The sequence below is a fragment of the Maricaulis sp. genome, assembly GCF_048269565.1.
GTDB lineage: Bacteria > Pseudomonadota > Alphaproteobacteria > Caulobacterales > Maricaulaceae > Maricaulis.
The window spans coordinates 417,340-429,951 of the sequence record NZ_JBLXIK010000003.1 but is presented as its reverse complement, the minus strand read 5'-3'; the positions used below and the strand labels follow the sequence as shown (position 1 = coordinate 429,951).

12 protein-coding genes are annotated in these 12,612 nt (G+C 63.8%); 11 read left to right on the top strand and 1 reads right to left on the bottom strand.

Going from position 1 to position 12,612, the window contains the following annotated elements; all coding sequences use genetic code 11:
• Window positions 1-11: 11 nt before the first annotated feature.
• From ACN0YL_RS08880 to ACN0YL_RS08830, 11 genes are read left to right on the top strand one after another with little or no spacing between them, the layout of a single operon-like run.
• Window positions 12-749, top strand: coding sequence for an isoprenyl transferase (locus tag ACN0YL_RS08880; protein WP_417468101.1), 738 nt, complete (start codon window positions 12-14; stop codon window positions 747-749).
• Window positions 733-1,536 carry a phosphatidate cytidylyltransferase gene (locus tag ACN0YL_RS08875; protein WP_417492201.1) on the top strand — a complete coding sequence of 268 codons (804 nt, stop codon included), beginning with the start codon at window positions 733-735 and terminating at the stop codon, window positions 1,534-1,536. Before ACN0YL_RS08880 ends, ACN0YL_RS08875 begins: the two co-directional genes overlap by 17 nt.
• Window positions 1,533-2,744, top strand: a complete 1,212-nt coding sequence (dxr, locus tag ACN0YL_RS08870; protein WP_417492200.1) for a 1-deoxy-D-xylulose-5-phosphate reductoisomerase — start codon at window positions 1,533-1,535, stop codon at window positions 2,742-2,744. Before ACN0YL_RS08875 ends, dxr begins: the two co-directional genes overlap by 4 nt.
• Window positions 2,741-3,913 carry a M50 family metallopeptidase gene (locus tag ACN0YL_RS08865; protein WP_417468107.1) on the top strand — a complete coding sequence of 391 codons (1,173 nt, stop codon included), beginning with the start codon at window positions 2,741-2,743 and terminating at the stop codon, window positions 3,911-3,913. Before dxr ends, ACN0YL_RS08865 begins: the two co-directional genes overlap by 4 nt.
• A gap of 26 nt (window positions 3,914-3,939) precedes the next feature.
• Window positions 3,940-6,309, top strand: coding sequence for an outer membrane protein assembly factor BamA (gene bamA, locus ACN0YL_RS08860; RefSeq protein ID WP_417492199.1), 2,370 nt, complete (start codon window positions 3,940-3,942; stop codon window positions 6,307-6,309).
• A gap of 3 nt (window positions 6,310-6,312) precedes the next feature.
• On the top strand, window positions 6,313-6,900 hold the full coding sequence (locus ACN0YL_RS08855; protein WP_417468110.1) for an OmpH family outer membrane protein: 588 nt from the start codon (window positions 6,313-6,315) through the stop codon (window positions 6,898-6,900).
• An 18-nt stretch (window positions 6,901-6,918) separates the two neighbouring features.
• Window positions 6,919-7,965 (top strand): UDP-3-O-(3-hydroxymyristoyl)glucosamine N-acyltransferase, encoded by a 1,047-nt coding sequence (lpxD, locus tag ACN0YL_RS08850; RefSeq protein WP_417497732.1) that lies wholly within the window; start codon window positions 6,919-6,921, stop codon window positions 7,963-7,965.
• Window positions 7,958-8,401 (top strand): 3-hydroxyacyl-ACP dehydratase FabZ, encoded by a 444-nt coding sequence (fabZ, locus tag ACN0YL_RS08845; RefSeq protein WP_417468113.1) that lies wholly within the window; start codon window positions 7,958-7,960, stop codon window positions 8,399-8,401. Before lpxD ends, fabZ begins: the two co-directional genes overlap by 8 nt.
• Window positions 8,401-9,195: an acyl-ACP--UDP-N-acetylglucosamine O-acyltransferase gene (lpxA, locus tag ACN0YL_RS08840; protein ID WP_417483378.1), complete on the top strand. Its 795-nt coding sequence runs from the start codon at window positions 8,401-8,403 to the stop codon at window positions 9,193-9,195. The genes fabZ and lpxA overlap by 1 nt, the downstream gene beginning before the upstream one ends.
• Entirely contained in the window at window positions 9,188-10,036 is an 849-nt protein-coding gene (locus ACN0YL_RS08835) for an LpxI family protein (RefSeq protein ID WP_417497731.1), read from the top strand. Before lpxA ends, ACN0YL_RS08835 begins: the two co-directional genes overlap by 8 nt.
• Window positions 10,033-11,202, top strand: a complete 1,170-nt coding sequence (locus ACN0YL_RS08830) for a lipid-A-disaccharide synthase (RefSeq protein ID WP_417497730.1) — start codon at window positions 10,033-10,035, stop codon at window positions 11,200-11,202. Before ACN0YL_RS08835 ends, ACN0YL_RS08830 begins: the two co-directional genes overlap by 4 nt.
• A gap of 75 nt (window positions 11,203-11,277) precedes the next feature.
• Here ACN0YL_RS08830 and gltA read toward each other — a convergent pair whose 3' ends face one another.
• Window positions 11,278-12,585, bottom strand: a complete 1,308-nt coding sequence (gene gltA, locus ACN0YL_RS08825; protein WP_417497783.1) for a citrate synthase — start codon at window positions 12,583-12,585, stop codon at window positions 11,278-11,280.
• Between the last annotated feature and the right edge of the window lie 27 nt (window positions 12,586-12,612).

Here is a 12,612-nt window from a genome sequence, read left to right as displayed (position 1 = left end):
GGAGCGAGACCATGAGCGAGGACGTCTCTGCTCTCAGTCCGGGGCCCAGGCATGTCGCCATCATTATGGATGGCAATGGCCGCTGGGCGAAGGCACGGGGCCGCCCGCGGGCATTTGGCCATGCGCGCGGTGTCGAGGCCGTGCGGCGGATCGTCGAGGCCGCCGGCGAGATGGGCGTGCGCCATCTCACCCTGTTCAGCTTTTCCACCGAGAACTGGAGCCGTCCGGCCGAAGAGGTCGGGGCGCTGTTCGAATTGCTGCGCCGCTATGTCGAGGCTGATCTTGAGACCCTCAGGGGCCGCGGCGTGCGCATCCGCATTATCGGCCGCCGTGACGATCTCAGCGCCGAGCTGCGCGCGATCATCGAGCGCGCCGAATCCGGGACCCGCGACAATCAGGATTTCCATCTGACCATCGCGTTCAATTATGGTGGCCGCGATGAAATCGTGCGCGCCAGCCGCGAACTGGCCCGCGCCGTGGCGGCCGGCGAGATCGAGGCTGATGCCATCGACAGCGATGCCCTTGCCGCCCGGCTTGATACCGCGGGCCTGCCGGATGTCGATCTGGTGATCCGCACCAGCGGCGAACAGCGCATCTCCAATTTCCTGCTGTGGCAGGCGGCCTATGCCGAATTGCTTTTCCTCGATGTGTTGTGGCCGGATTTCGAGCCGAAACACCTGGCGGACGCGATCGAGAGCTTCCAGCAGCGCGAACGCCGCTATGGAGGCCTTGATGCCGGCGCGGCGTGATCCGGCCTTCAACCGGCGCTTGCTGTCTGCCCTTGTGCTTGGCCCGCTCGCCCTCGGCCTGCTGAGCTATGGCGATCTGCCCTTTACGGCCTGGGTCGCCGCCTTCGCGGCGGCTATGGCGTGGGAATGGATCCAGATGTCGGATCCCGACGCGCCGCCGCTGGCCTATGCAATCGCCTGCGCCACGGCATCGGGCAGTGTGCTGCTCGCCGGTCAGGCCGAGATCTCGGATGCAGTGTTCTGGGGCGCGGCCGGAACGCTGGCCAGCGCCATTGAACGCTGGCGCCGGGGCTGGTCGATCGAAGTGGTCGGCGTGCTGTATGTCTCCCTGTCCGCGGCCCTGCTGGCGGCGATGCGCGCCGGGCCCGATCATGGTCTCAAATCAGTGGTATTGCTGTTCGCCATTGTCTGGGCCGCTGACAGCTTTGCCTATCTGGTCGGGACCTGGGCCGGTGGCCCGAAACTGTTGCCACAGGCCAGTCCCAACAAGACCTGGTCGGGCTTTGTCGCCGGGCTCGCAGCCGGCCTGCTGGCCGGGCTGGGTGCCGGTGTCATGTTCGGGCTCGACAATCTGCCGGTCGCGATTTTCGCGCTGGTTGTCGCGACCGCATCGGTCGGGGGAGATTTGTCGATGTCGATCTTCAAGCGCAGTTTTCACGTCAAGGATTCCGGGACGCTCATCCCCGGTCATGGCGGTGTGCTCGACCGGGTTGATGCCCTGATGCTGGCGGTGATCGTTGCGGTCATCACCGAGCGTTTTCTGCCACTGGGCTGGGCTGCGTCATGACACAGGCGCGGCGGATATCCGTTCTCGGCGCCACCGGATCGGTTGGTGTGGCGACGCTGGACCTGATCGAGCGTGCCGAGCCGGGCCGTTTCGAGATTGTGGCCCTGACGGCCAACCGCAATGCCGCGGGGCTCGCCGAACTGGCCATTCGCCACCGCGCCGGTTTTGTCGCGATCGCCGACCCGGCGGCAGCCGCGCCGCTGCGCGAAGCCCTGTCCGGCCATCCCGAAATCGAGATCGGGGTCGGGGCAGGGGCTGTGGCCGAGGCTGCGGCGCGCCCGGCAGACTGGACGATGGCCGCCATTGTCGGCGCAGCCGGGCTCAGGCCGACGCTGGAGGCCCTGCGCCAAGGACGGGCGCTGGCCTTCGCCAACAAGGAGTGTCTGGTGTGTGCCGGCGCGTTGTTCATGCGCGAGGCATCCGCGTGCGGCACCCGGCTCCTGCCCGTGGATTCCGAGCACAATGCCGTATTCCAGGTGTTTGATTTCGAGCGCCGCGACGCGATCCGCGCCATTACGCTGACAGCATCGGGCGGCCCGTTTCGTGACTGGCCGCTGCAGCGGATGCGCTCCGCCCGGCGCGAGGATGCGCTGGCGCACCCGACCTGGGACATGGGCGCCAAGATCACCATCGACAGCGCCACGATGATGAACAAGGGGCTGGAGATTATCGAGGCCTGCTGGCTGTTTGATCTTGCTCCCGACAGGGTCGAGGTCGTGGTGCATCCGCAATCCATCGTCCACGGCATGGTGGAATACGAGGATGGCAGCGTGCTCGCACAGCTGGGCTCGCCCGACATGCGCACACCGATCGCCAGCGCCCTGGCCTGGCCCGATCGCATGCAGGCACCGGTGGCGCGCATGCGGCTGGGCGAGCTGGCGCGGCTCGATTTCGAGGCGCCCGACGAGGTGCGTTTTCCGGCCCTGCGGCTGGCGCGTTCCGTCATTGCGGCTGGCGGCAATGCGCCGGCGGTGATGAATGCCGCCAACGAAATCGCGGTCGCGGCCTTTCTGGCCGGACAGATTGGCTTCCTTGACATCGCGGGCAGCGTTGAGGAGGTTCTGGAGCGTAGTCTTGTCGATGCCGATATGCCCCGGGATGTGGGCTCGTTCGACGATGTCTATGCCATTGATACGCGGGCCCGCGAACTGGCACGTAACTTGATTGAAACCACTGCAACTCTCACAGCGCGGACACCCCGGATATGAGCCTGATTGGCAGCGGATTTCTGACGATTTTCTCCTTCGTCTTCCTGATTTCGATCGTCGTGGTCATCCATGAGCTCGGCCACTACTGGGCCGGGCGCATTTGCGGGGTGCATGCCGAGGCGTTTTCGATGGGGTTCGGCCCGACGCTGTTCTCGTGGCGCGACAAGCAGGGCACGGTGTGGCGCATCGCGGCCTTTCCACTGGGCGGCTATGTCAAATTTCTCGGCGATGCCGGCGCGGCGAGCGAGCCGGACGAGGCCAAGCTGGCGGAAATCCGTCAGCGCATGGGGGCGGACGCCGAGAAGTGCTATCACTTCAAGCCGATCTGGCAACGCGCCTTCATCACGGCAGCCGGACCGATTGCCAACTTCATCCTCGCCATCACCATCTTTGCGACACTGGCACAGACGCTGGGCGTCAATTATCTCGAGCCGGTCGTCGGCGGCTTCACCGAAAATTCCTCGGCGCAGCAGGCCGGTTTCCGCGAGGGCGATCGCATCACCGCGATCAATGCCCAGCGCGTCACCCGGTTTCGCGATATCACCAGTGAGGTGAGCTGGCGGCCCGGCGAGCGCCTGACCTTCCAGGTCGAGCGCGATGGTGAGACCGTGACCTTGCAGGCGGCTGCGGCGTTGACGACGGTCGAGGATCCCTATGGCGGCGAGCGCGAGATTGCCCGCCTGGGCATCCAGTCGACGGGCGTGGCCCTGCGCCGGACCTTCAATCCCCTGACCGCCATCGGCTATGGCATCGATCAGACCTGGACCGTGGTGTCGATGACGGGGCGCTATGTCAGCTATGTAGTGACCGGGCGATCGCCGCCGACCATGCTGAACGGTCCCGTCGGGATTGCGACGACGGCGGGGCAAACGGCGGTGGCCAGTGTCGAGCGCGGCGAGGATGCGGCGCAGAGCGTGTTCCTGCTATTGATCAACCTCGTCAATCTGGCCGGTTTTCTCTCTGTCGGACTGGGTTTAGTCAATCTTTTGCCGATACCGATCCTCGACGGCGGGCATCTGGTGTATTACGCCTATGAGGCGGTTGCCCGGCGTCCCCTGAGTATGAGGGCGCAGGCGATCGGATTTCGTGTGGGTCTTGCACTTGTCCTCGGGATGATGCTTGTAGCGACCTGGAATGACCTGAATTATCTGCTCGGTCAGATTTTCTGACCGGGCCCAGCAAGCGGCGATTTTCAATGGTAAGTGTTCTGCGCGTGCTCTTTGCGACTCTGATGGCGGTTGGCTTCTCGACGGTCGCGGTGGCGCAGCCACCTGCTCCGGCAGCGACGGAACCGGCTGCCGAGGCTGTGGCTCCGGCACCGGCGCCGGTGATCCGGCAGATCCTGGTGGATGGCAATCAGCGGGTCGAAATCGACACTGTGCTGTCCTACCTGCTGATCCAGCCCGGACGTCCCGCCGATGAGCGCCTGACGAATCTCTCGATCCAGACCCTGTTCGCGACCGGCCTGTTCTCCGATGTGCAGATCGAGGATCGCGGTGAAATCGTGATCGTGCGCGTGCAGGAAAACCCGATCATCAACCGGGTCGTTCTCGAGGGCAATAGAGCCATTGATGACGACAAGATCACCGACGAGATCCAGGCCCAGCCGCGCGCCATCTTCACCCGCGCGCGGGTCCAGTCCGATGTCCAGCGCATTATCGAGGTCTATCGCCGCTCCGGCCGCTTTGCCGCGACCGTGACCCCGAAAATCATCGAACAGCCGCAAAACCGCGTTGATCTGGTGTTCGAAATCTCAGAGGGGCCGGTCACCGGTGTCCGCCGGATCAATTTCATCGGCAACCAGACCTTCTCCGACAACCGTCTGCGCCGCGAGCTGGTGACCCAGGAATCGCGTTGGTGGCGTTTTTACGGTTCCAATGACAATTACGATCCGGACCGTCTGGAATACGACCGCGAGCTGCTGCGTCAATTCTACCAGAATCGCGGCTTCGCCAATTTCCGTGTCCTGTCCGCCGTCGCCGAACTGACGCCCGACCAGGAATCCTTCTACATCACGATCACGCTCGATGAGGGTGAGGTCTATAATTTCGGTTCGGTCTCGGTGAGAACCGAAATCGAGGACCTGAATGAGGAGTTCCTTGCAGCCCTGCTGCCGGTGCAGGAAGGCGATATCTTCCGCGGGGAATTGATCGAGCAAAGTATTGATGCCCTGACTTTCGCCGCCGGCGCATCGGGCTATGCCTTCGTCAATGTGCGCCCGGTCACGCAGCGTGATCGCGACAGCAAGACGGTTGAAGTCGAGTTCGTCATCGATGAGGGACCGCGCGTCTATATCGAGCGCATCGACATTTCCGGGAATACCCGCACGCTTGACCGCATCGTCCGCCGCGAACTGGACATTGTCGAGGGCGACGCCTTCAACCAGGTTCTCGTCGACCGGTCGCGCAACAATATCCGCCGTCTCGGCTTCTTCGAGGACGTCGAACTGGAAGAAACGCCGGGCTCGTCCCCGGACCGCGCACGCGTCCGCGTCCAGGTCACCGAACAGCCGACCGGCGAGCTGGCCTTCGGCGCCGGCTTCTCCTCCACCGATTCTTTCCTCGTCGACCTGTCGATCTCGGAACGCAATCTGCGTGGCCGCGGCCAGTTCCTGCGTTTCCGGGTGTCGGTCAGCGGCACGCGCGAAACCATCGATGTGCGCTTCACCGAACCGCGCTTCCTGGATCGCAATCTCGCCGCCGGCTTTGACCTGTTCCGGGTCAATTCCGACTTCCTGTCCGAAGCCTCCTTCCAGACCGCCTCGACCGGGGGCAGCCTGCGTCTCGGCTTCCCGGTGACGGCCCAGGCCAATCTGCAGCTGCGCTACACGCTGCGTACCGATGACGTCCAGGTCTATTCGACTGCCTCGCAGGCCTTGATCGACCAGGCCGGCAGCCGGGTGACCTCGGTGCTGGGCTATACGCTCAACTGGTCTCGTCTCGACGACCCGATCGAACCCCATAACGGCTTCCGTTTGCAGTTCAGCCAAGATTTCGCCGGATTTGGCGGCGATGTTCGCTACGTCCAGTCGGAGTTCAGCGGTTCCTACTTCCGGGGATTGTTTGGCGATGTCGTCGCGAGCTTCAATATGAATAGCGGCTTTATTCTGCCGTGGAGCGGAGACTCTGTCCGGATCAACGACCGCTTCTTTAAGGGCGGCAGCTCATTCCGCGGCTTTGAAGTCGCCGGTATCGGACCGCGCGTTGTCAGTCGCGACGAGACGACCGGCGAGCTGAACCGCGGCGACGCACTCGGTGGCAGGCTTTATGCAATCGGTTCGTTGGAAGTCAATTTCCCGCTCGGCTTGCCTGAGCAATATGGTGTGCGCGGCAGCGTGTTCACCGAATTTGGTACTCTGGGCCTGCTGGACAGCAGCGATCAGGTCGATGAAGTGACCGGTGAACTCTTCACCGTCGACGATCTGGCGCTTCGTGCTTCAGCCGGGGTCAGTATTTTCTGGGATTCACCTTTTGGTCCGGTTCGTTTCGACTTTGCCCAAGCCTTCATGCGTGAAGATTACGACAAAGCCGAGTTCTTCCGTTTCAGTACACGTACAGGGTTCTAAATAATGAAATCTTTCAAACTTTTCCTCCTTCTTCCGGTCCTCCTGGCCGGACTGGCCGCTCCGGCCATGGCGCAGCAGAATGTCGCCGTCATCAACGAACAGCGCGTCCTGCGTGAAAGCGTTGTCGGTCAGCACATCCGGACGCGTCTGGAAGCGATCGGCGCGGAAGTGCGGGCCGAGCTGACCGCGATTGGTCAGCCGATCCAGCAGCAGACCGAAGCGCTGACCACGGAAACGGCGTCGATGACGCAGCAGGCCATCCAGCAGCGTCCCGATCTGATGCAACGCATCGAGGCGCTGAACCAGCAGGCCCAGCAATTCGAACTCGAGCGCCGCCGCCGCGAGCAGGAACTGGCCCAGACCGAACGCCAGGCGATGCAGCCGGTCTATGAGGCTCTCAATCCGATCCTCGAGGAAGTGGTTGCCGCACGCGGCATCGACATCCTGGTTGACCGCGCCAATCTGGTCTTCGCCAGCCCGTCGGTGGATATCAGCGACTCGGTCATCACCCTGCTCAACGAGCGTCTGCCATCGGTGCCGGTCAATCGCGTCCGGTTGCCTGAGGGTGCTCCGGCCGCCGCTCAGCAATAGAATAGTCAGGACGAGCCCGTGGCAGACCTGCGGTTCTATCAGGGGCTTGGCCCGATCACGATCACGGAGATCGCCGCACTTTCGGGTGCGGCGATTTCTGATTCAGCACCGGGCAGCCTGACCGTGAGCGATGTCGCACCGCTCGAGGCGGCGCAGGCGGGCAAGCTCAGCTATGCGGAATCGGCCAAAATCCTGGCGGCCTTGCCCGAGGGGGCGCTGACCGGCGCGGTTCTGATCGTGCCGCCGGCCCTGGTAGACCAGGCCTGCGGTCTGGGGGCGCTGGTCCTGTCGCACCCGGCGCCGCGCCAGGCTTTTTCCCGCATTGGTACACGCTTGTTTGCCGTACGTGGCTTCGAGGGTGAGGCGGGCCTGCACCCTGACGCCCGGTGCCATGACAGCGCGCAGATTGCCCCCGGCGTCGTGATCGGCGCCGGCGCGGAGATCGGCGAGGGCGTGTCTGTCGGCCCCAATGCGACGATCGGGCCGGGCTGCAGGATCGGGTCTTTCACATCGATTGGCGCGCGGGTCAGCATCAGCTGCAGCGATATCGGACAATCCTGCAACATTCTTGCGGGTGCCGTGATTGGCGAGGCCGGCTTCGGCGTCGCAGTATCGGCGGGCGGCGTCATTGATGTGCCGCATCTCGGTTCGGTTCGGATCGAGGACAATGTCACCATCGGCGCCAATTCAACCATCGACCGCGGTGTGTTTGGCGAAACGCGAATCGGCAAGGGCTGCAAGATCGATAATCTCTGTCATATCGCGCACAATGCCCAACTGGGCGAGGCCTGCCTGATGCCGGCCTTTGCCGGCGTGTCCGGCAGTAGCCTGATCGGTGACGGCGTCATGTTCGGTGGCCGGGTTGGCGTCGCCGACCATGTCGTGATCGGGCCCGGGGCCCGGATCGGTGCAAATTCTGCCGTGATGGCCGACGTGCCCGCCGGCGAAACCTATGCCGGGGCGCCCGCGCAACCCATACGCGCCCATATGCGCGAGATCGGCGAGCTTCGCCGCCTGGTGCGAGCGCGGGGCAAAAGCAAGTCTGGGGGGAAGACCGGTGAGTGAACGCATTGAAAATGCCGAGATCCTCAAGCTTCTACCGCACCGCTATCCGTTTCTGCTGATCGATGCCGCCGAGGATTATGTCGCGGGCACCTCGATCACCGGCATCAAGGCGGTGACGGCGAACGAGCCCTTTTTCCCCGGACATTTTCCCGGCAACCCGGTCATGCCCGGTGTGCTGATGATCGAGGCGATGGGGCAGGCGGGGGCCGTCCTGATGTACAAGACGCTCAATGCCTCCCACGCCGATGCGACGGTCTTTTTCATGGGCGCCGACAAGGTCAAGTTCCGCTACCCGGTCCGTCCGGGCATGGTCCTGCGGCTCAATGTCGTCGTCACCGCGGCGCGCCATGGCGTTTTCAAGTTTCGCGGCGAGGGCTTCGCCGATGGCAACAAGGCCGTCCAGGCCGAATTTTCTGCGAAGGCGATTGAGCACTGATGACCGCAAACACCATCCACGAGACCGCGATTGTCGCACCGGAAGCCAAGATCGGTACCGGGGTCGAGATCGGCCCTTTCTGCGTTGTCGGCCCGAACGCCATCCTGCATGACCGCGTGCGCCTGGTCTCGCATGCGACCGTCGCCGGTTTCACCGAGATCGGCGAGGATTGCGTGCTCTATCCGGGCGTGCACCTGGGACACCCGCCGCAGGATTTCAAATTCCAGGGCGAGGAAACCTGGCTCATTCTCGGCCAGCGCAACATCATGCGCGAGGGCGTGACGATGCATCCGGGCACCGCCTTCGACAAGGCGCGCACCGTGGTCGGCAATGACTGCTACTTCATGGCCGGCTCGCATATCGCCCATGACTGCATCATCGGCGACCGCGTCGTGCTCGCCAATGGCGCCCAGATCGCCGGTTCGTCCTCGATCGGCGATCATGTCATCTTCGGCGGGCTTTCCGGCGTCGTCCAGAAGACCCGCGTCGGCCGTCATGCCTTTATCGGCGCCATGACCAAGGTTGCCGCCGATGTCATTCCCTACGGCTCGGTCAACGGCAATGATGCCCATCTGGTCGGGCTCAATGTTGTCGGTCTCAAGCGCCGCGGCATGCCGCGCGATGCGCTGCGGGACCTGCGCGCCGCCTACCGGCTGTTGTTCGCGGAGGAGGGCACCTTTCAGGAACGCTTGTCCGACGCCAGCGAGCTCTATTCCGACAATGAACATGTGATGGAGATTATCGGCTTCATCCGCGCGTCCTCGAACCGGGCGCTTGTTATGCCCAATGCCTGATCAGCCGACATGGAACCGGCTCGGCCTGATTGCCGGCGGCGGTGACCTGCCGGTCGAGATCGCGCAGGCCATGGCCGGGATGAACCCGTTTATCGTGCGGGTGAAGGGCTTCGGAACCGATCCGTTCGAGGGTTTCGAGAGCGTCGAAAAATCGATCGGCCAGATTGGCGGCATTCTCAAGGCGCTCAAGAAGGCCGGGTGTGACGCGCTGTGCTTTGCCGGCTATGTCAAACGTCCCGACATCAAGGACCTGCAAATGGATGCGCACGGGCTTGTGCTTGTGCCCCGGGCGCTGGCGGCGGGCCGCAAGGGTGATGACGCCATCCTGCGCGTGGTGATCGAGGAATTCGAACAGGCCGGCCTGACCGTGATCGGCGCCAATGACGTGCTCAAATCGCTCGCCCCGGCCGCCGGGCAGCTGACGGCAACCACTCCCAACGACAATGATCGCGCCGATATTGCCAAGGCCCTGCTGACCGCCCGCCACATGGGCGAGATCGATATCGGCCAGGCCGCCGTGGTGGCCCATGGTGTCGTGCTCGCGGTCGAGGCCCAGGAGGGCACCAATGCCATGCTCGAGCGGCTCACGGAGCTGCCGGCGCATTTGCGCGGCAATGCCGGCGAGCGCCTCGGCGTCCTCGCCAAGACCCCCAAGCCGATCCAGGAACGCCGCATCGATCTGCCGACCATCGGGGTTGAGACCGTGACGCGCTGTGATCGCGCCGGGCTGGCCGGCATCGCGCTGGAGGCCGGCAGCGCCCTGATCGTCAATCGTGAGGCTGTGATCGCGGCGCTGGATGCGGCCGGCATGTTCCTGGTCGTCGAGGACGCGCAGCCATGACAACGCCGCCCCTGGTCTATCTGGTCGCTGCCGAACGCTCCGGTGAATTGCTCGGCGCCGATCTGATCCGCTCGCTGCGCAAGGCGCGTGGTGACAGCATCGCCTTTGCCGGCGTTGGCGGAGCCGCGATGGCCGCCGAGGGCGTGCCGTCAGCGGTGGGTATTGACGGTCTGGCCATCATCGGCTGGATTGACGGTCTGCTGGCCTGGCGCCGGGTCAAGGAGCGCGTCGCGCTGACCGTCGCCGATATTCTAGAGCGCAAGCCGGACGTGGTGGTGCTGATTGATAGCTGGGGATTCATGCTGCGCGTGGCCCAGGGCGTGCGCGCGGCGGATCCTTCGATCAAGCTGATTAAATATGTCGGACCGCAAGTCTTCGCCACCCGGCCGGGCCGCGCGAAAACCCTGGCAGAGACCGTTGACCACCTGCTGTCCATCGTCAGTTTTGATGCGCCTTTCTACACCGAGTTCGGCCTGCCGGTGACCTTTGTCGGCAATCCGACCCTGGAGCGTATGCCGGTCGGCGATGGCGCGGCCTTCCGCGCCCGTTACGACCTTCCGGTCGAGGCCGAGGTCATGCTGGTCCTGTTCGGCAGCCGCCCTTCGGAAATCCGGCGCATGTATGATGTTCTGGTCCGCGCCCTGGCGCGTGTGCTCGCGCACCGGCCGGCGCTGCGCCTGGTCATCGTGCTGGCGGAGCCGGTCAAGGATGTGGTGCGCGAGAAGCTGGCGGCCGAAACACGGCTGCCCGGCAATTTGATCATCGTCGAAGAGGCGGAGAAGGGCGATGCCTTTGCTGCCGTCGATCTGGCGCTGGCGACCTCGGGCACGGTGATCACCGAACTGGCAACCAGCGGCGTGCCGACGGTGGCCGCCTACCGGCTTGGCTGGATCACCTGGGCGCTGATCCGCATGCTCAATGTGATGAAATCGCCCTATACCACCCTGGTCAACATGGCCTCGGATTCCAATCTCGTGCTCGAACATGTCCAGACCCGTTGCACCGCCGGCCGGCTCTCTGCCTCGATGGAGGGGTTGCTGCAAGCGCCGCAGCGTCGGCTGGAAATCGGCCAGGCCCTGCGCCAGGCCACTGACGATATGCGCGGTGAGGGCCGGGCCAGTGACCGGGCCGCCGAAGTGGTGCTGCAATACTTGCCGCAGGTCTGAGCCACGCAAGCACAAGCAGGAACAAAAAAGGCCGCCCCTGAGGGGCGGCCTCTGTCATGTCTTGTCGCCGAATGATCAGCCGCGCTTGCTGAGGTCGACATAGTCGCGCTGCTTGGCCCCGGTGAAGAGCTGGCGCGGACGGCCGATCTTCTGGGACGGGTCCTCGATCATTTCCGACCATTGCGCAATCCAGCCGACGGTGCGCGCAAGGGCGAACAGCACGGTGAACATTTCGGTCGGGAAGCCCATCGCCCGCAGGGTGATGCCCGAATAGAAATCGATATTCGGGTAGAGCTTTTTCTCGACGAAATACGGGTCTTCCAGCGCGATGCGCTCGAGTTCCAGCGCCACCTGCAGCAGCGGATCATTGCCGTGACCGGTGATCTCAAGAACCTCGTGACAGGTATCGCGCATCACCGTCGCACGCGGATCGTAATTCTTGTAGACGCGGTGACCGAAGCCCATCAGGCGGAAGGGATCATTCTTGTCCTTGGCCTTGGCGATGTATTCGGGGATGCGGTCAACCGAGCCGATTTCCTCGAGCATGTTGAGCGCGGCCTCATTGGCACCGCCATGCGCCGGGCCCCAGAGCGAGGCGATGCCGGCGGCGATACAGGCGAACGGGTTGGCGCCCGACGAGCCGGCCAGGCGGACGGTCGAGGTCGAGGCGTTCTGCTCGTGGTCGGCGTGCAGGATGAAGATCCGGTCCATGGCGCGGGCCATGACGGCATTGCCTTCATAGTCTTCCGCCGGCACGGCAAAACACATGCGCAGGAAATTGGCTGCATAATCCATGTCATTGCGCGGGCTGATGAAGGGCTGGCCGATCGCGTATTTGAACGCGCGTGCCGCAATCGTCGGCATTTTGGCGATCATGCGGTGGCTGGCGATCGTGCGCGCGTGCGGATCATTGACGTCCGTGCTGTCATGATAGAAGGCCGACAGGGCACCGACGGTTCCGACCATGATCGCCATCGGGTGGGCGTCGCGGCGGAAGCCACGGAAGAACTGGTCGAACTGGTCGTGCAGCATCGAATGGCGGCGGATCGTCCAGTCAAACTGCTTCAACTCGTCCGGGCTCGGCAGCTCGCCATGTTGCAGCAGGTAGCAGACCTCGACGAAGGAGGATTTCTGCGCCAGCTGTTCGATCGGATAACCGCGATACAGCAGCACGCCCTTGTCGCCATCGATATAGGTGATCTGGCTTTCGCAGCTTCCCGTCGAGGTGAAGCCGGGATCGTAAGTGAACATGCCCGTGTCGCGGTACAGGGTGCGGATATCGATGACATCCGGCCCGATCTCGCCACTCAATACCGGAAACTCGACGCTCTTGCCGTTATAGGTGAGCGTTGCGGAGCCGTTCGGTTTGGCCTTGCTTTCCATCATGTCTTCCCCATCTGCGATCGCCGG

Bases quoted from the DNA above. Each gene is read 5' to 3' on its own strand.
- ACN0YL_RS08880 (WP_417468101.1), top strand. From the start codon at position 12: ATGAGCGAGGACGTCTCTGCTCTCAGTCCGGGGCCCAGGCATGTCGCC.
- ACN0YL_RS08875 (WP_417492201.1), top strand. From the start codon at position 733: ATGCCGGCGCGGCGTGATCCGGCCTTCAACCGGCGCTTGCTGTCTGCC.
- dxr (WP_417492200.1), top strand. From the start codon at position 1,533: ATGACACAGGCGCGGCGGATATCCGTTCTCGGCGCCACCGGATCGGTT.
- ACN0YL_RS08865 (WP_417468107.1), top strand. From the start codon at position 2,741: ATGAGCCTGATTGGCAGCGGATTTCTGACGATTTTCTCCTTCGTCTTC.
- bamA (WP_417492199.1), top strand. From the start codon at position 3,940: ATGGTAAGTGTTCTGCGCGTGCTCTTTGCGACTCTGATGGCGGTTGGC.
- ACN0YL_RS08855 (WP_417468110.1), top strand. From the start codon at position 6,313: ATGAAATCTTTCAAACTTTTCCTCCTTCTTCCGGTCCTCCTGGCCGGA.
- lpxA (WP_417483378.1), top strand. From the start codon at position 8,401: ATGACCGCAAACACCATCCACGAGACCGCGATTGTCGCACCGGAAGCC.
- ACN0YL_RS08835 (WP_417497731.1), top strand. From the start codon at position 9,188: ATGCCTGATCAGCCGACATGGAACCGGCTCGGCCTGATTGCCGGCGGC.
- ACN0YL_RS08830 (WP_417497730.1), top strand. From the start codon at position 10,033: ATGACAACGCCGCCCCTGGTCTATCTGGTCGCTGCCGAACGCTCCGGT.
- gltA (WP_417497783.1), bottom strand. From the start codon at position 12,585: ATGGAAAGCAAGGCCAAACCGAACGGCTCCGCAACGCTCACCTATAAC.